General features: G+C 38.3%; 1 protein-coding gene. It reads left to right on the top strand.

Annotation, left to right across the window (positions count from 1 at the left end; translation table 11 throughout):
* The first annotated feature begins 178 nt into the window (after positions 1 to 178).
* A complete protein-coding gene (tnpA, locus tag DWX91_RS16320) occupies positions 179 to 619 on the top strand; it encodes an IS200/IS605 family transposase (protein ID WP_118472003.1) in 441 nt (146 codons plus the stop codon).
* The last annotated feature ends 195 nt before the right edge of the window (positions 620 to 814 follow it).

The raw sequence follows: 814 nt of genomic DNA, 5'->3' as shown, positions 1-814 counted from the left end.
TATACCATTGCATCCTACATTCTAACAGTTTAAGTAATGAGATGGATAAATCCTTACTGGATGTAAGGGGATTACCCATAAGTATATTGTAGTAGTGATGAGTTAGGTGCGCCAAATTTTTTATCAAGATACAGAACTAGCGTTTGCCAAGTGTGGGGGCATATGGTATAATATAAACATGGAAAAAGATATATTTACTATTAAGAGAAATACACTTTCATATGGTAGAGGATATGTGTATTCTTTGCAATATCATCTTGTCTGGTGCACGAAATATCGAAAACAGGTCCTGAAAAATGGGATAGACGCAGAATGTAAAAAAATGTTGTATGGGCTTGCGGAGGAATACAAATTTAAGATTCTGGCGATGGAGGTTATGCCAGATCATATTCATTTACTTCTGGATTGCAAACCGCAATTTTTTATATCAGACATGATAAAGATTATGAAGGGGAATCTGGCACGTCAGTTGTTTCTTTCGCATCCGGAATTAAAACAGGAGCTGTGGGGAGGACATTTGTGGAATCCATCGTATTGTGCAGTCACCGTAAGTGACCGAAGCAGGGATCTGGTAGTGGCATACATTGAGGGACAAAAAGAGAAGGAAAAAAGAAAGTAGGAAATTTTATGCAGATTGTATCCAGCTATGGAGTAGAAATTAAAAAAAAGAATATACCGCTCCGCTCTACGCTGGATATTTTTCGGAGGCAGTTTCCTATCTGATTCCGGTGTATGCAGAGACCTGGGAAGAACTTTCAGAAATCAGAAATCCACAAAAACGCTTTAATGAAGCGGAACATCTGGTACATGAGAC

Source organism: Clostridium sp. AF22-10 (genome assembly GCF_003478725.1).
GTDB classification, from domain to species: Bacteria; Bacillota; Clostridia; order Lachnospirales; family Lachnospiraceae; genus Otoolea; species Otoolea fessa.
The sequence above is the reverse complement of the archived record's forward strand: the minus strand, read 5'-3'. Positions and strand labels throughout refer to the sequence as shown.

What these genes read in the sequence shown, in the direction of transcription:
- tnpA (WP_118472003.1), top strand. Translation starts at nt 179, where the DNA reads ATGGAAAAAGATATATTTACTATTAAGAGAAATACACTTTCATATGGT.